This window comes from Halomonas organivorans, assembly GCF_014192055.1.
In the GTDB taxonomy this organism is placed as follows: domain Bacteria; phylum Pseudomonadota; class Gammaproteobacteria; order Pseudomonadales; family Halomonadaceae; genus Halomonas; species Halomonas organivorans.
In genome coordinates this window covers 21,644-36,213 of the sequence record NZ_JACHXM010000012.1, presented here as the reverse complement: position 1 = coordinate 36,213, position 14,570 = coordinate 21,644, and the positions used below count along the sequence as shown (strand labels likewise).

14 protein-coding genes are annotated in these 14,570 nt (G+C 68.1%); 8 read left to right on the top strand and 6 right to left on the bottom strand.

The genetic code is table 11. The features are described from left to right. The first annotated feature begins 27 nt into the window (after positions 1 to 27). The 5 genes from FHR96_RS12800 to cysZ all read left to right on the top strand — a co-directional run bounded on the left by FHR96_RS12800 (position 28) and on the right by cysZ (position 5,242). The gene (locus tag FHR96_RS12800; protein WP_183388076.1) at positions 28 to 1,254 is read left to right on the top strand and encodes an ABC transporter permease subunit; all 1,227 of its coding nucleotides are present in this window, start codon (positions 28 to 30) and stop codon (positions 1,252 to 1,254) included. Continuing rightward, on the top strand, positions 1,251 to 2,816 hold the full coding sequence (gene pstA, locus FHR96_RS12795; RefSeq protein WP_183388075.1) for a phosphate ABC transporter permease PstA: 1,566 nt from the start codon (positions 1,251 to 1,253) through the stop codon (positions 2,814 to 2,816). The genes FHR96_RS12800 and pstA overlap by 4 nt, the downstream gene beginning before the upstream one ends. 29 nt (positions 2,817 to 2,845) lie before the next feature. Further along, the gene (gene pstB / locus FHR96_RS12790; RefSeq protein ID WP_183388074.1) at positions 2,846 to 3,658 is read left to right on the top strand and encodes a phosphate ABC transporter ATP-binding protein PstB; all 813 of its coding nucleotides are present in this window, start codon (positions 2,846 to 2,848) and stop codon (positions 3,656 to 3,658) included. A gap of 24 nt (positions 3,659 to 3,682) precedes the next feature. Further along, a complete protein-coding gene (phoU, locus tag FHR96_RS12785) occupies positions 3,683 to 4,408 on the top strand; it encodes a phosphate signaling complex protein PhoU (RefSeq protein ID WP_183388073.1) in 726 nt (241 codons plus the stop codon). A gap of 84 nt (positions 4,409 to 4,492) precedes the next feature. Then, positions 4,493 to 5,242, top strand: a complete 750-nt coding sequence (cysZ, locus tag FHR96_RS12780; protein WP_183388072.1) for a sulfate transporter CysZ — start codon at positions 4,493 to 4,495, stop codon at positions 5,240 to 5,242. Positions 5,243 to 5,341: 99 nt separating this feature from the next. On the opposite strand, the gene phoR is transcribed toward cysZ, so the two are convergent. The 4 genes from phoR to FHR96_RS12760 form a co-directional block, all read right to left on the bottom strand. Continuing rightward, positions 5,342 to 6,685, bottom strand: a complete 1,344-nt coding sequence (gene phoR / locus FHR96_RS12775; protein ID WP_183388071.1) for a phosphate regulon sensor histidine kinase PhoR — start codon at positions 6,683 to 6,685, stop codon at positions 5,342 to 5,344. Position 6,686: 1 nt separating this feature from the next. Further along, positions 6,687 to 7,376 carry a phosphate regulon transcriptional regulator PhoB gene (gene phoB, locus FHR96_RS12770; protein WP_183388070.1) on the bottom strand — a complete coding sequence of 230 codons (690 nt, stop codon included), beginning with the start codon at positions 7,374 to 7,376 and terminating at the stop codon, positions 6,687 to 6,689. Between the two features lie 85 nt (positions 7,377 to 7,461). Beyond that, positions 7,462 to 8,355, bottom strand: coding sequence for a 4-hydroxybenzoate octaprenyltransferase (ubiA, locus tag FHR96_RS12765; protein WP_183388069.1), 894 nt, complete (start codon positions 8,353 to 8,355; stop codon positions 7,462 to 7,464). Between the two features lie 218 nt (positions 8,356 to 8,573). Next, positions 8,574 to 9,050: a chorismate lyase gene (locus FHR96_RS12760; protein ID WP_183388068.1), complete on the bottom strand. Its 477-nt coding sequence runs from the start codon at positions 9,048 to 9,050 to the stop codon at positions 8,574 to 8,576. 147 nt (positions 9,051 to 9,197) lie between these two features. Here FHR96_RS12760 and FHR96_RS12755 point away from each other — a divergent pair, with 147 nt between their 5' ends. The 3 genes from FHR96_RS12755 to FHR96_RS12745 all read left to right on the top strand — a co-directional run bounded on the left by FHR96_RS12755 (position 9,198) and on the right by FHR96_RS12745 (position 11,256). Beyond that, the gene (locus FHR96_RS12755; protein WP_183388067.1) at positions 9,198 to 10,358 is read left to right on the top strand and encodes an NAD(P)/FAD-dependent oxidoreductase; all 1,161 of its coding nucleotides are present in this window, start codon (positions 9,198 to 9,200) and stop codon (positions 10,356 to 10,358) included. Between the two features lie 197 nt (positions 10,359 to 10,555). Then, positions 10,556 to 10,831 (top strand): HU family DNA-binding protein, encoded by a 276-nt coding sequence (locus tag FHR96_RS12750; RefSeq protein ID WP_183388066.1) that lies wholly within the window; start codon positions 10,556 to 10,558, stop codon positions 10,829 to 10,831. A gap of 68 nt (positions 10,832 to 10,899) precedes the next feature. Continuing rightward, positions 10,900 to 11,256: a hypothetical protein gene (locus FHR96_RS12745; RefSeq protein ID WP_183388065.1), complete on the top strand. Its 357-nt coding sequence runs from the start codon at positions 10,900 to 10,902 to the stop codon at positions 11,254 to 11,256. Between the two features lie 216 nt (positions 11,257 to 11,472). Here FHR96_RS12745 and recG read toward each other — a convergent pair whose 3' ends face one another. After that, positions 11,473 to 13,554, bottom strand: coding sequence for an ATP-dependent DNA helicase RecG (gene recG, locus FHR96_RS12740; protein WP_183388064.1), 2,082 nt, complete (start codon positions 13,552 to 13,554; stop codon positions 11,473 to 11,475). Further along, entirely contained in the window at positions 13,551 to 14,471 is a 921-nt protein-coding gene (locus FHR96_RS12735) for a hydrogen peroxide-inducible genes activator (protein WP_183388063.1), read from the bottom strand. The genes recG and FHR96_RS12735 overlap by 4 nt, the downstream gene beginning before the upstream one ends. Between the last annotated feature and the right edge of the window lie 99 nt (positions 14,472 to 14,570).

The window sequence follows — 14,570 nt, the reverse complement described above, 5'->3', positions numbered from 1 at the left end:
CTACCCCCTCGAGTGCCGCCGCCCATCATGCCCAAATCGTCCTCCTCACCGCTGCTGCGACGCCGCCTGCGACAGGGCCGTGACCGCCTGGCCACGGCGCTGATCACCGCCGGCGGCATCGGCGTCATCGCCGCGGTGATGGCGATCGGCGTCTTTCTGGTGGTGGAGGTCCTGCCGCTGTTCTGGTCGGGCTCGCCCGAGGCGCCGCAGGTCGACCTGGACGCGCTTTGGCAGCCCCAGACCTATCCTGGCCTGGAGGCGCCCGTCCATCGCTGGCAGCCCGCACTGCCGGACAGCGATCCGGGGCCGCGCTTCGGCATGGCGCCGCTGGCCTGGGGCACCCTGGAAGCGGCGGCCTGGTCGCTGGTGATCGCGGTACCCCTGGCGCTGGGCGCGGCCGCCCACTCGGCGCTGTTCATGTCGCGTCGCCTGCGGGCCCATCTCAAGCCGACCCTGGAGCTGATGGAAGCCTTGCCCGGCGTGGTCATCGGTTTCCTCGCCGGGCTGGTGCTGGCGCCCTGGCTGGAGCGCCACCTGGGGCTGGGCCTGACCCTGCTGCTGCTGCTGCCACCCGGACTGGTCGTGGGCGGTGCCCTGTGGAGCCGCTTGCCCGCGCGGATTCGGCGCTGGCTGCCGCTGGGCTGGTCGGCGCTGTGGCTGGTGCCCTGGCTGCTGCTGCTGTGGGCGCTGGCCCGTTGGCTGGCACCCGGTGTCGAAGGCTGGTGGTTCGGCGGCGACCTGCGCGGCTGGCTCGCCGCTACCCTGGGGCTCGACTACACCAACCGCAATGCCATCATCGTCGGCATGGCCATGGGTTTCGCGGTGATGCCGAGTATCTACGCCCTCGCCGAGGATGCCCTCTCCGGAGTGCCGTCGAGCCTGTCCGAAGGTGCCCAGGCACTGGGCGCGACGCGCTGGCAGACCCTGTGGCGGGTGGTACTGCCCGCGGCCGGTCCCGGCGTGTTCTCGGCGGTGATGATCGGCGCCGGGCGGGCCGTTGGCGAGACCATGATCGTGCTGATGGCCAGCGGCAACACCGCGCTGATGACCGCCAGTCCCTTCGACGGGCTGCGCTCGATGGCGGCCAGCATCGCCATCGAGCTGCCCGAAGCCGCACCGGGCGGGACCCACTATCGTCTGCTGCTGCTGGCCGCACTCCTGCTGTTCATCTTCACCTTCCTGGTCAATACCTTGGCGGAGGTGGTGCGCACGCGCCTGCGGCGTCGCTACCGGCGTCTGGGAGTGTCGTCATGAAGGTCGTGGCCTGGCATCGATCGGGACGCGTCCGGCTGCCCCGTGGCGAGGGCCCCTGGGCCTGGCTGGCCGCCGGCAGCGTGTCGCTGTCGCTGTTGCTGCTGGCCTTGCTGCTGATGCTGCTGGCGACCCGGGGGCTGGGCCACTTCTGGCCGAGTGACGTGGACCAGGTGACGCTCGCGGACGGTCGGGTCCTGGCCGGTCGCGCGGTGAAGGAAGCGCCGCTGCCTGACGATCAGGGGATGGAGCGACTGTATCGCACCGATAACCGCGACCTGGACGGTGACATCTGGGAGTGGGTGCCGGTGCCCGATATAGAGACACTGTCCCAGCCCCGTGACCTGGTGGTGCTGGAGCGCCGCCGCTGGGGCGCCTTCATCGGTCGGCTGGTCGCCTGGTTGCCCGCCCAGGGCGAACGCCGCGAGGGGGCGGCGGCCTGGGACGCCTTGCAGGCGCGACTCGCGGCCCTGGATCGCCAGCGCGACGCGATCGCCCGGCTGCGCGAGGAATCGCTTCTGCCGTTGGCCCGCCGGCTCGAAGCCGAGGGCGAGCACCCCCGGACGGTACGCGCCCTGACCGAGGTGCAGGCGCGAATTCGCGCCCTGCACGAGGCCATGGCCGGGGACGTCCTGATACTGGAGAGCGTCGACGGCCGCCGTCTTCGCCAGCCGGTCGAGGAGGTGCTTGGTGCCATGCGCCCCAATGCGATGGGGCCGGGCGCCAAGCTGGTGGCCTGGGGAGACGGCGTGTGGCGTTTCTTGTCCGAGGGGCCCCGGGCGGCCAATGCCGAAGGCGGGGTCTGGCCGGCGATCTTCGGCACCATCCTGCTGGTGATGCTGATGTCGCTGGTGGTGACGCCTTTCGGGGTGCTGGCGGCGGTCTATCTCAACGAGGTGGCGCACCAGGGGCGCCTGACCCGACTGGTGCGCATCGGCGTGCGCAACCTGGCGGGGGTACCTTCCATCGTCTATGGCGTGTTCGGTCTGGGGGTGTTCGTCTACGGCCTGGGGGGGCGCCTGGACCAATGGTTCTTCGAGGACTCGCTGCCCTCGCCGACCTTCGGCACCGGTGGCCTGCTGTGGGCGTCACTGACGCTGGCGCTGCTGACCCTGCCGGTGGTGATCGTGGCCACCGAGGAGGGCCTGGCGCGGATCCCCGACCGCCAGCGTGAGGGGGCCCTGGCGCTGGGGGCGACCCGGCTGGAGATGCTGAGCCGCGTGGTGCTGCCCATGGCCACTCCGGCGATGCTGACCGGCATGATCCTGGCGGTGGCCAGGGCCGCAGGCGAAGTGGCGCCGCTGATGCTGGTAGGGGTGGCCAAGCTGGCGCCCCAGGTGCCGGTGGACGGCGACTTTCCCTTCCTGCATCTTGAGAGGAAGTTCATGCATCTGGGCTATCACATCTTCGATGCCGCCTTCCACGGCAACGATGTGCAGGCGGCGATGCCGCTGGTCTATGCCACGGCGTTGCTGCTGGTGCTGGTGATTCTGGTGCTTAACCTGACTGCAATATTTCTGCGCCATCATCTGAGATCACGCCACGGCAGCCTCTCGCGATACTGAGACGTCGTCGTGGCAGCAAGGGGTATGCGATGCCGGTCAAGCAGGACACGGCTCCGCGGCGCGGGGCCTTCGTCGATTTCACGCCCGAGACCTCCTGCCTGGAGATCTCGGGGCTTGACTTGCGCTATGGCGACAAGCCGGCCCTGCGCGACCTGACCCTGCGAGTGCCGCGTCATCGGGTCACCGCCTTCATCGGCCCCTCGGGGTGTGGCAAGTCGACGTTGTTGAGGGCCCTCAACCGCCTGCACGACCTCAACGAGGACGTGCAGATGGAGGGTGAGATTCGTCTCGAGGGGCAGGACATCCATGCTCCCGAGGTGGCGGTGGCCGAGCTGCGCCGGCGAGTGGGCATGGTGTTCCAGGCACCCAACCCTTTCCCGATGTCGATCTACGACAACGTGGCCTTCGGGCTGCGGCTGCAGGGCGGGCTGCGCAAGCGACGCATCGACGACATCGTCGAGTGGGCGCTGCGCTCGGCAGCCCTGTGGGAAGAGGTGGAGGATCGGCTCCAGGCCTCGGCCTGGTCGCTGTCCGGCGGCCAGCAACAGCGTCTGGTGATCGCCCGGACCCTGGCGGTAGGCCCCGAGGTCTTGCTGCTCGACGAGCCGGCCTCGGCCCTGGACCCGATCTCGACGCTCAAGGTGGAAGAGCTGATCCGCAACCTGAAGTCGAGCCTGACCCTGGTGCTGGTCACCCACAACATGCAGCAGGCGGCGCGGGTCTCGGACTACACCGCCTTCCTGCAGGACGGCGAGCTGGTGGAGTACGCCCCCACCGATACCCTGTTCACCAACCCGCGCCTCGCGCGTACCGAGAATTACATCACTGGACGCATGGCCTGACGCCGGCGCCCTCAGGAGAGTCTCATGGACATCACCAGCGATATCCACAGCCAGCATATCTCGCGGCAGTTCAATCATGAGCTCGAGGAGCTCAAGACCCACCTGATGGCCATGGGCGGCCTGGTCGAGAAACAGGTGCAGGACGCCGTCCGCTCACTGCTCGACGGCGATTCCGCCCTGGCCGAACGGGTGGTCGACAATGATCGTGCCGTCAACGACATGCAGATCAAGATCGACGACGAGTGCACCCGGGTGCTGGCGCGTCGACAGCCCGCCGCCTCCGATCTGCGCCTGGTCTTGGCGGTGATCCGTGCCGCCTCCGACCTGGAGCGGATCGGCGACGAGGCCAGCAAGGTGGCCCGCAATGCCCTGGAGCTGGTGGAAAACCACGACGGCAGCCGCGGTTTCGTCGAGGTGCGTATCATCAGCGAACACGTGCGCAAGATGGTGCGCGACTCCCTGACCGCCTTTGCCCGCTTCGACACCGAGCTGGCGCTGCAGGTGGTTCAGGAGGACGATCAGGTCGACAGTGAGTATCAGTCCGCGATGCGCTCGCTGATGACCTTCATGATGGAAGACGCTCGCGCGATCTCGCCGGTGCTCGGCATCATGTGGATCCTGCGCGCGCTGGAGCGCGTCGGCGATCACGCCAACAATCTGGCCGAATACGTGATCTATCTGGTCAAGGGACTCGACATCCGCCACACGGACCCGGATGATCTCGGCGACGAGGTGCGCGGCGACCGCTGAACCCCGGTCGACCGGCGCTGTCCATGAGTCGGCCGTCGCCCCTGGCGACGGCCGACGTCGTCGTGTATGGAGGAAATGACACCGATGCTGGATGCCTTCACGGCGCTGTCCCGGGGGACGCGCCTGGTCTATACCCCTGGCCTGCGCCGCTACGTGTTCCTGCCGATCCTGGCCAACCTGGTGGTCTACGCCGCCATGCTGAGCTATGTGCTGACCCACTTCGGCGGCTGGCTGGAGAGCTGGATGGCCATGGTGCCGAGCTGGCTCGACTGGCTGTCGTGGCTGATCTGGCCGCTGTTCGTGCTCAGCCTGGGATTGATCGTGTTCTTCAGTTTTACCCTGGTAACCCAGCTGATTGCCGCGCCCTTCTATGGCCTGCTGGCCGAAAGGGTCGAGCGCGAGGTCACCGGGCGCCCGCCGCTGGACGATCGCGGCCTGATGCGCACCGGCGTCGATGCCCTGGGTCGCGAGCTGGTCAAGCTGGGCTATATCCTGCCGCGTATGCTGGCGCTGTTCGTGATCGGCTGGATTCCGCTGCTCAACCTGGTCGCCCCGCTGCTGTGGCTGCTGTTCTCGGCCTGGATGATGGCGGTCACCTATCTCGACTATCCCATGGACAACAACAAGGTGACCTTTGCCGACATGCGCCGCCGGCTCGCCGCGCGCCGCTGGCCGACGCTCACCTATGGCGGCTGGGTGATGCTGATCACCTGGCTGCCGCTGGCCAATCTGTTCCTGCTGCCCGGCGCGGTGGCCGGAGCGGTGTTGATGTGGGACGGCCATTATCGTGCGCTGGCGCCGAAGGCGGGCCGGGCCACGCCCCCGGTGCGCTGATGAGGCGAACTCTCGCCTGAGACGCCCGCTTATCCACAGGGAGAAAGAGCGCTCAGGGTGTGGATAAGCGGCCCTTGTCGCTCGAGAGCGCCGCGGTGCTCAGGCGCTGCCGCTCTGTCGGGCGGCATTCGATGTCGATGCGATCTCGTCGTTCGTCGCGATCAGCCGCTCTACCGGGAACAGGCAGCGAAAGGTCGCGCCCTCGCCGAGACGCGAGTCGATCTCCAGGCGGGCGTCGTGTCGCAGCAGCACGTGCTTGACGATCGCCAGCCCCAGGCCGGTGCCGCCGGTGGCGGTGCTGCGGCCCTTGTCGACGCGGTAGAAACGTTCGGTCAGCCGCGGAATGTGCAAGGGATCGATGCCCTCTCCGTCGTCTTCCACCTCCAGGCAGGCGCCGCCCTTCCAGGGACGCCAGCGCAGTACGATGTGGCTGCCCTCGCCGGCGTAGCGTACGGCGTTGAAGGCCAGGTTGGAGACGGCGCTGTGCAGTTCCTTCTCCGAGCCTCGCAGTCCGCGGGGCTCCGCGATCTCGACCTCGATATGATGCTGCCCTGCGGACAGCGCCTCGGCGTCGCGGCGCACGGCCTCAAGCAGGCTGGCGGGATCGAGGCGCACGTCGTCCAGGCCGCCGCGATCATTCTCCAGGCGCGACAGCAGCAGCAGGTCGTTGACCAGGTTCTGCATGCGTCGCGTCTGGCTCTGCATCTGTCCGATGCCTCGGCTGAGCCGGTCGGGCAGCAGCTCGGCCATGTCGCCGTAGGTCTCGAGATAGCCCGTCAGCACGGTAAGTGGGGTGCGCAGCTCATGGGAGACGTTGGCCACGAAATCGCGCCGCATCTGCTCGAGGCGGTGCAGACGGGTGATGTCGCGGGCCATCAGCAGGCGTTCGTCGTCGCCGTAGAGGGTGATCTGGAACTGCAGGATCATGTTGTCGTCGATCGGTGACGACAGGGTCAGCGGCTCGCTGTAGGCGCGGGCATGGAAGTAGTCGACGAAGCGCGGATCGCGCAGCAGGTTGGTGATGTGCTGGCCGCGATCGTGGGCTGGCTGCAGTCCCAGCATGCGCTCGGCGGCGCTGTTCCACCACTCCATGTCGCCGTGGCGGTCGAGCATCACCACGCTGTCGCGCATGGCCTCGGAAGACTCCTGGATGCGGCGCAGGGTGTCCCGCAGCCGCCGCTGGGTGATGCGCTGGCCCTTCTGGTAGCGGTACAGCCTGTCGAACAATTCGCCCCATAGTCCCGAGGCCGCAGGGGGCTCGTCATGGGGATGGTGGGTCAGCCATTCCTGCAGGGCGTGCAGCTGGCGCAGCTGATAGAAGAGATACAGGCCCAGCCCCACGGCGACGCCGGTGCCGATCAGCGCGAAGGGCCAACCCACCAGGGCGCCGACGGCCACCAGGGCCGCCAGTCGCCACAGTTCGCGTCGCCACAGCCGGCTCACGTCAGCCCTTGGTGGAGAAGCGGTAGCCGGTGCCGCGCACGGTCTGGATCAGCTGCTGGTGCGGTTCGCCCAGCGCCTTGCGCAGGCGGCGAATATGCACGTCCACCGTGCGTTCCTCGACATAGACGTTGCCGCCCCATACCTGGTCGAGCAGCTGGCCGCGGGTGTAGGCGCGTTCCTGATGGGTCATGAAGAACTGCAGCAGCCGATACTCGGTGGGGCCGATCTCCAGCGACTGGCCGTCGATGCTGACGCGGTGGCTCACCGGGTCGAGCATCAGCCCCTCGACTTCCACCGGCTCCTCGACGCCGCGCGGCGTGGCCCGGCGCAGCACCGCCTTGAGGCGAGCCACTAGCTCCCGCGGGGAAAAGGGCTTGGTGATGTAGTCGTCGGCGCCCGATTCCAGCCCCTGGATCTTGTTGTCTTCCTCGCCCTTGGCGGTGAGCATGATGATCGGCAGTTCGGCGGTGCTCTCCTCGCGCTTGAGCCGGCGGGCGAGCTCGATGCCGCTGGTGCCGGGCATCATCCAGTCCAGCAGCACCAGGTCGGGCTGGTGGTCGACGACGATGGCATGGGCGGTCTGGGCATTGTCCGCCTCGAGGACGCGATAGTCGGCCATCTCCAGCGCCACGGCGATCATTTCGCGGATCGGCGCCTCATCATCGACGATCAGTACGGTCTTGGCGGTCATCCCGGGGCCTCATGGTCAAGGTCAATGACAGGTTGGTGACGATGACAGCATGTCCTTGTGACAATACCGTGACAGCCGCCGTCTGTCAGGCGCTCATGCCGGGCCATAGCGACAGCGCGATGCCGGCGAATACCAGCAGCCCCGACCAGTGGTTGTTGAGGAAGGCCTGGAAGCAGCGCTCGCGCTCCCGGTGGCGGATCAGCCGCTGCTGGTGGACGAAGGTGGCCGCCATGGCGGCAAGCCCCAGCCAGAAGAAACCGCCCAGCTCGAGCCGCTGACCGGCCCAGGCCAGCAGGGCGAGGGTCGCCAGCTGCAGCAGGCCGATGATCAGCTTGTCGGCGCGGCCGAACAGCACCGCGGTGGACTTGATGCCGATGCGCAAGTCGTCGTCGCGGTCGACCATGGCGTACTCGGTGTCATAGGCCACGGTCCACAGCACGTTGGCGGCGAACAGCAGCCACGCCTCGAGAGGCAGATGGCCGAGCACCGCGCCGAAGGCCATGGGGATCGCCCAGGAGAAGGCCGCTCCCAGTACCACCTGGGGCAGGTGGGTATAGCGCTTCATGAAGGGGTAGACGAAGGCCAGGATGACGCCACCCACCGAGAGCATCACGGTGAAGGGATTGGTGAACCACACCAGCGTGAAGGCCGCCAGCACCAGGGCCACGAACAGCGACTTGGCTTCGCCCTCGCTGATGCGCCCGGTGGCCAGGGGACGGTCCTTGGTGCGCTTCACATGGCCGTCGAAGTGGCGGTCGGCGTAGTCGTTGACCACGCAGCCTGCGGCGCGCATCAGATAGACGCCGGCGACGAAGATCAGCAGCAGCCGTCGCTCGGGAATTCCCTCGGCGGCCGCCCATAGCGCCCATAGCGTCGGCCACATCAACAGCCAGGTGCCGATGGGGCGGTCGAGGCGGGTCAGGTGCAGGAAATCGGGCAGCCGGGCCAGCCCCCTGGGGCGCATCAGCGAACGTTCCATTCGGGTCTCTCGGTTGGATCAGGCAACACGGGTTTCGGGCGATGTCTAGGTGCCTGTCGGATTTGACCGATCGTCGCGAGAATCACGCATTTCGCGACAAGTTTATCGATCTGATGAGCCGAATAGCCCGCTATTCAACGAATCAGATCGAATGAAAATGGCCGAAAGCCCGGGCTTCGTAGCAGATCAGCGTGAAGTCCGACAGGCTCCTGAGCAGCCTACCGTGCCGGAAGCGCCAGGTCATCCGCCATGTCGTCGAGGAAGAACTCCTGGACCAGCACCGCGAAGCGGCCGTGACGCAGCACCGAGCGGCGGCCCCAGGGTCCCGGCGCCGCTCGAAAGGGGGCCGGATCGGCGCTGACCTCGATGGGGCCTCGCTCCAGGCCCGGCTGGCGGAACAGCCAGTGCCCCAGCGAACGCTCGCCCAGGCGTTCGAGCCGCTGGCCCCGCAGGCTGCGCAGCGGGGCCACCGAGCGGGCGACCACCCAGGGGCGGTCGTCGAGACACAGTGCCACCTCGCGTAGCCAGACTTGCCGGCTGGGCGATATCTGCAGTGCCCGGGCTTCGTCGCGTCGCGGCCGCCCCAGGCGCTGGTCGAGCAGGCGGACCCGGAAGCGGCGCGGGGTGCCGGCGTCGATCAGTCGCTGGGTCAGCGAGTCGCGAGAGGCCACCCAGTGCCACCAGGCCGTGCTCATTGCCGGTCGGGCCGCCGCCAGGGGGCGCCATCGGGGGGCGAGGGCAGGGCCGTGCTCCACGTCGTGCTCCGCATCCAATCCAAAGGGCGGCTAGTGTACCATGGCGCGCCGACCGGCCACTCCAAGCGCTCTCGCAGCGAGGACTCCATGACTGCACCCCTGACCATCATCGGCTCCGGCATGGCCGGGCTGGGCCTGGCGCGCCAGGTTCGGGCCCGGCAGCCCGAGCGTGCCATCACCCTGATCACCGCTGACGGCGGCGACGACTACTCCAAGCCGCTGCTCTCCACCGGCTTCGCCAAGCGTCTGCCTCCCGAGCGCCTGGCGGCCCGCAGCGCCCTGGAGGCGGCCGAGTCACTGAACGTGGTGATGCGCACCCATACCCGGGTCGAGGGCATCGATCCGGCCGCGCGCACCCTGACCCTCGGCGCCGAGCGGCTGCCCTACGGTGAGCTGGTGCTGGCGACCGGTGCCGTGCCCGAGCCACCCTTCGCGATTCCGGAAACGCTGGCCGGCCGGGTCCATACCATCAACGATCTCGACGACTACCGCGCCTTCCACACTGCCCTGGCGGCGCTGGGGCGGCCCGCCCGGGTGGCCATCGTCGGCATCGGCCTGGTGGGCTGCGAGTTCGCCAACGACCTGGCCGCCGGCGGCCACCGGGTCGAGCTGATTGCCCCGGAGGCGGCGCCGCTGCCGAGGCTGCTGCCCGAGCCGCTGGGCCATGCCCTTGGCGAGGCGTTCATCGAGGCCGGCATCGAGTTGCATACCGGACGCCTGGTCGAGACGCTGGAGGAAGGCGGCAGTCGAGTGGGACTGGGGCTGAATGACGGCACGACGCTGGAGGCCGACCTGGTGTTGGTGGCCACCGGCCTGCGCCCGCGCACGCAACTGGCCGAGGCGGCCGGGCTCGAGGTGGGGCCGGCAGGCATCCTCACGGACCGCTATCTGGCGACCTCGGCACCGAACATCCATGCCCTGGGTGACGTGGCCTGTGTGGACGGGATCAATGCCATGTACGTCCAGCCGCTGCAGGCCGGGGCCAAGGCGTTGGCCGCCACGCTCGCCGGCTCGCCCACCGCGGTGCGCTATGGGCCCTGGCCGGTGCTGGTCAAGACGCCGCTGCTGCCGGTGGTTTCGCTGCCGCCCACCGGGGTGCCCGCTCGCTGGCGGGTCGAGGGCGAAGGCCGGGATCTGAGTGCCCTGGCCGAGGATGAAGACGGACGTTTGATCGGATTTGCGTTGACAGGGGCCCGTGTACGTCGGAAAGTCGAACTGGCGCGGGCTGCACCGCCATTGCTAGGCTAGTGACGTCAACGACGGAGCCCCCGATTTCCCGGCGAGGCACAACGTTGCATCACGGCGTCATTCGCATGCCGCTCCATCGAGCGGGCCGGAAGCCATGCTCGACCGGGCCGCATGCGAGTGGGGCAACACCCAGAATCACTGCGTACAACAATGTGGCCGATGGGATCATCGGCAGGATGTCAAACCAGGAGGGCTGTATGCGCAAACCTGAACTCGCCGCGGCGATCGCCGAGCGTGCCGATCTTTCCAAGGACAAGGCCAGCCAGGTGCTGAACGTCATTCTCGATGAGATTACCGGCAGCGTGTCTGGCGGCAAGGACGTCTCGCTGATCGGCTTTGGCACTTTCACCGTGCGCGAGCGTGCCGCCCGTACCGGCAAGAATCCCCAGACCGGTGAATCGCTCACCATCCCGGCCAGCAAGACCGTGGCCTTCAAGCCGGGCAAGGGGCTCAAGGACGCCGTCTCCAAGTGAGACCCGACGCGGCCCGCCTGGCGGGCCGCGGTTCCCTTCCTCACCTCATCCTCATGGACGGAGCCGTCATGAAGCTACGCCTGATGCTCTGGGTACTGGGCGTCATGCTCAAGCGTGCCTTGAAGCGCAAGGCCGCGTTTCGCGAGCGTCTGGCCGAACTGCGAGGCCTCGATTGGGGCATCGGCACCGAGGATCTTCGCATCGCTCGTTACTATCGGATGTCTCCCCGCGGCATCGAGACCGGGGCCGGGCTACCGGTGGATCTCGACCTGGAGCTGCGTTTCGATGACGTGGACAGCGCGGTTCGGGTGCTCAGGAAACCCACCCAGAAGGCCTTCCTCGACGGCATGATGGCCGGCCACGTGCGGCTGGTCGGCGATGCCAAGGATCTCGAACGGCTGCAGGGGTTGCTCAAGCACTTGTAAAGCTTGAAGAGCGACGCTTCGCGCCTGGAAGGGCCGGGCTTCGCCCCGAGCTTGAAGTCATAAGCTTGAAGCTGGAAGAAAACCCTTGACCCGATGATGGCGGGGTTCATGCTGTTTTCCAGCTTCCAGCTTCCAGCTTCCAGCTTCCAGCTTCCAGCTTCCAGCTTCCAGCTTCCAGCTTCCAGCTTCCAGCTTCCAGCTTCCAGCTTCCAGCTTTCAGACCTGCCCATAACGCCCGGCTTCCTCGCCCAGCCAGCGGCGAATCAGCGGCCGGCTGGCCTCGGGGTGCTCGGCCAGCAGCGACTCGGCCAGCGGCGAGACGCGTGGCAGCAGGTCGGCGTCGCGCTCCAGGTCGGCGATCTTCATCTGTGCCAGGCCCGTCTGGCGAGTGCCCAGCACCTCGCCGGGACCGCGGATTTCCAGGTCCTGCTCGGCGATGCGAAAGCCGTCGGTGGTCTCGCGCATGACCGTCAGTCGCTTGCGGGAGTGATCGGACAGCGGCGGGTGATAGAGCAGCACGCAGAAGCTCGCGGTGGCACCACGGCCGACCCGGCCGCGCAGCTGGTGGAGCTGGGATAGCCCCAGCCGTTCGGGGTTCTCGATGATCATCAGGCTGGCGTTGGGCACGTCGACGCCGACCTCGATCACCGTAGTGGCCACCAGCAGGTCCAGCTCTCCGGCCTTGAAATCGGCCATGACCTCGGCCTTCTCGGCGGCCTTCATGCGGCCGTGGACCAGGCCGATGGCCAGCTCCGGCAGCGCCTCCACCAGCTCGTCTCGCGTGGCTTCGGCGGCCTGGCACTGCAGCGCTTCCGACTCCTCGATCAAGGTACACACCCAGTAGGCCTGTCGGCCCTCGGCGCAGGCATGACGAATCCGTGCCACCACCTCGGGGCGGCGCTCGTCGGGCACGACCACGGTCTTCACCGGGGTGCGCCCGGGGGGCAGCTCGTCGATCACCGAGACGTCCAGGTCGGCGTAGGCGCTCATCGCCAGGGTGCGCGGGATGGGCGTAGCGGTCATCACCAGCTGGTGGGGCGTCAGGCCGCCGGCCTCGCCCTTCTCGCGCAGCGCCAGGCGCTGATGGACGCCGAAGCGATGCTGCTCGTCGATGATCGCCAGGCCCAGGCGCTGGAAGTGCACGTCGCCCTGGAACAGGGCATGGGTGCCGATCACCATCTGCGCTCGGCCGTCGAGGATCGCTGCCTTGGCATCGAGCCGCGCCTTGCCCTTGAGCTTGCCGGCCAGCCAGGCCACCTCGATGCCGAGCGGCTCGAACCAGGCCTTGAAGGCGCGATAGTGCTGCTCGGCGAGGATCTCGGTGGGGGCCATCATCGCCGCCTGGCAGCCGCCGGCGATGGCCGATAGCGCTGCCATGGCGGCGACCACCGTCTTGCCGGAGCCCACGTCGCCCTGCACCAGGCGCAGCATGGGACGCTCCTCGGCCAGGTCGGCGCGAATCTCGTCAAGCACGCGGCGCTGGGCGGCGGTCAGCGAGAACGGCAGCTGGGTGAGGAAGCGAGCCTGCAGGCCGCGACCATCGGGCAGCGAGGGGGCGCCGTCTTCCTGGATCCGCAGGCGTACCTCGCGCAGGCTCAACTGATGGGCCAGCAGCTCCTCCATGGCCAGGCGTCGCACGGCGGGATGTTGCCCCGCGCCCAGGGCCTCGGGATCGGCGTCGGGCGCCGGGTGGTGCAGTGCGCGCAGGCAGCCGTGGAGCTCGGGCAGCTCGAAGCGACGCCGCAGCGGCTCGGGGATCCATTCCGGCAGCGCCTCGGGGGTGGCGTCCAGCCGCGCCAGGGCCTGATCGATCAGCGCCCGCAGGCGCGTCTGGTGTAGCCCTTCGGTGGTCGGGTAGATCGGCGTCAGGTGGTCTTCTACTGGCGGGGCGCCCTCGCCCAGCAGGCGATATTCCGGATGGTAGAGCTCGAGCCCGGTGGCGCCGGCCCTGGCCTCGCCGAAGGCGCGCACCCGGGTTCCCGGACGGAACTGCTGCTGCTGGGCCGGCGAGAAATGAAAGAAGCGCAGGCTGAGAATGCCGGAGCCGTCGCGCAGGCGGATCAGCAGGCTGCGGCGCCGACCGCGCACCACGTCGGCGGCCATCACCTCGCCTTCCACCACCGCCTCGTCGCCGGAGCGCAGGGTGGCGATGGGTGTGATGCGGGTGCGGTCCTGATAGCGCAGCGGCAGATGGAACAGCAGGTCGGCGACGACGTCGATGCGCAGCCGGGCCAGCTTCTGGGCCAGTGCCTCACCGACGCCCTTGAGCTCCGTGACGGGGGCGTCGAGGCCGCTCATGCCGGCTCGGGCGCGGCCGCGCGACAGTGGGCGATGGCATCGGTGATCGCATCGATGGCCTGGGGACGCGGAAAGCTGGCGCGCCAGGCGATGGCCACGGTGCGTCCCGGCCCCGGAGGCGTGAAGGGCCGGCTGGTCAACAGGCCGCTCTCATAGTGCCCGGTGCCGATCGCCGAGCGCGGTAGTACGGTGACGCCCAACCGCGAGGCCACCATATGGCGAATCGTTTCCAGCGAGCCGCCCTCGGCGGTCAGGGTGTTGTTGGGGCTATTGAGCTTCTGACTGATGGCCGGGCAGGCCTCGAGGATCTGGTCGCGGAAGCAGTGGCCCTCGCCGAGCAGCAGCAGCCGTTCTTCGAGCAGGGCCTCCTTGTCGATGGTCTGGCGTTCGGCCCACGGATGGTCGGCCGGCATCAGCACCTCGAAGGCTTCCTCGTAGAGCGGCTTGGTCACCACATCGGTCTCGGTGAACGGCAGCGCGACGATGATGGCATCCAGCTCGCCGCTGCGCAGCTTGCGGCGCAGATCGCCGGTGAAGCCTTCCTCGATGTAGAGCGGCATCTGCGGTGCGCGCCGGGTCAGCTCCGGGACCAGATGCGGAAACAGGTAGGGGCCGATGGTGTAGATCGCGCCGATGCGCAGCGGGCTCGCCAACTGGTCGCGTCCGGCGGTGGCCAGCTCCTTGATCACGCTGCTCTGTTCCAGCACGCGCTGGGCCTGCTCGACGATCTTCTCGCCCAGCGGCGTCACCTGCACGGTGGACTTGGAACGCTCGAACAGCGCCACGCCCAGCTCTTCCTCGAGCTTCTTGACGGCCACCGAGAGGGTAGGCTGGGACACGAAACAGCGCTCGGCAGCGCGACCGAAGTGGCGCTCCTGGGCCAGGGTTACGATGTAACGGAGTTCTGTTAGAGTCATTTCGGTGCCGGGGCTTCCTCGATAGTGCTGTGTGTCGCGGGCCCCATCCCAGGGCACCCCATCGGGTCATAGGGACTTTTTATCAGGGGGCGAAGGAAA